Source organism: Streptomyces carpinensis (genome assembly GCF_002154505.1).
GTDB lineage: Bacteria > Actinomycetota > Actinomycetes > Streptomycetales > Streptomycetaceae > Streptomyces > Streptomyces carpinensis.
Genome location: NZ_MUBM01000665.1, coordinates 1 through 989 on the forward strand (window position 1 = coordinate 1; position 989 = coordinate 989).

Here is a 989-nt window from a genome sequence, read left to right on the forward strand (position 1 = left end):
TCGTTGTCACCGAGGACGTCATGGGCGACGGCTGCAAGGTTGACGGTGGTGGTGGTCTTCCCGACGCCGCCCTTCTGATTGGCGATGACGTGGATCTGCGCGCCCAGGTTCTTCAGGTCGGCGAGGCTGTCGGGGTCTTCGTGGGCGGTGGCGAAGTCGAAGGGCAGGTTGTCGCCGACGCGGTCGGCCCACCAGATCGTGGATCCTTGGGGGTCGGTGGACACGACGAGAACTGAGGAAAGCATGGTGCTCCGTTTCCGTATGCTTCCCGGCGGGTGCCGGTACTCGGACGGGGCATAGCTTCTCAGATCGGTGACGTGGGCTCGGTGATTGGGCGGGTGTCTCACCTTGAAGGGCGTATACCGCGGTATACGCTCCCCGTCTTCCGGCCGTCGCTCCCGCGCGTGACGCGGTCACGGACACCTCTAGGCGTATACCGCGGTATACGCGGCAGGCCTCGAGCTGGACTATCACGCCGTGATAGCTGCTGACGCCTCCTCGTCTTCCTCGTCCGCGGTGTAGGGCTGCCCGTCTGTGTAGACCGGCTCGCGGAACAGGTCCTCGTGTTGGATCGGCGGCCGCGGGTACGTCGGCTTCGGCGGTATGGCGGTGGCCATCAGATCCTCCCGACGGGAGCCGGCGCCGGGGCCGGGCCGGCGGTCGGCAGGGGCGTCAGGGTGGTGGGGCAGATACGGCCGCGCATCCAGTCGTCGAGCCAGGCACGTTCCTGGGCGTCCTCGGCGGCATGCCAGGCGGCGCTGTGTGTGGTGGTGGGCTGGGGCATGGGCGGCTCCGTTCGTGCGGTGCTGATCGCGACCACCCTGCCCCAGGGTCCGCAGTTCGTTCACCCCGGCTCAAGATCAGTTGATCCGCGTCTGAACCCACTCTGCGTCGGAGTCGGCGACGTGCGCGCCGGCGGCTCGCTCGACGTACAGGCGGATTGGCTGTCCGTCGCCGTCGCGCTCGGGCCCGACGCGTACGTGCCAGGG

The 989-nt window shown here is 68.3% G+C and carries 4 protein-coding genes; 1 reads left to right on the forward strand and 3 read right to left on the reverse strand.

Annotated features, from left to right (window positions below; all coding sequences use genetic code 11):
- The 3 genes from BZY54_RS52575 to BZY54_RS51430 all read right to left on the reverse strand — a co-directional run.
- A partial coding sequence (locus tag BZY54_RS52575) for a ParA family protein (protein WP_244217709.1) occupies positions 1-245 on the reverse strand: 245 nt, incomplete at its 3' end.
- A 225-nt stretch (positions 246-470) separates the two neighbouring features.
- Positions 471-617 (reverse strand): hypothetical protein, encoded by a 147-nt coding sequence (locus BZY54_RS51425; RefSeq protein WP_158100855.1) that lies wholly within the window; start codon positions 615-617, stop codon positions 471-473.
- Entirely contained in the window at positions 617-784 is a 168-nt protein-coding gene (locus BZY54_RS51430) for a hypothetical protein (RefSeq protein ID WP_158100854.1), read from the reverse strand. The genes BZY54_RS51425 and BZY54_RS51430 overlap by 1 nt, the downstream gene beginning before the upstream one ends.
- A gap of 19 nt (positions 785-803) precedes the next feature.
- On the opposite strand from BZY54_RS51430, the gene BZY54_RS52580 reads away from it, so the two are divergent.
- A partial coding sequence (locus tag BZY54_RS52580; RefSeq protein WP_208640992.1) for a hypothetical protein occupies positions 804-989 on the forward strand: 186 nt, incomplete at its 3' end.

Excerpts from the sequence above, each read along its gene's own strand:
- BZY54_RS51425 (WP_158100855.1), bottom strand. The coding sequence starts at position 617 with ATGGCCACCGCCATACCGCCGAAGCCGACGTACCCGCGGCCGCCGATC.
- BZY54_RS51430 (WP_158100854.1), bottom strand. The coding sequence starts at position 784 with ATGCCCCAGCCCACCACCACACACAGCGCCGCCTGGCATGCCGCCGAG.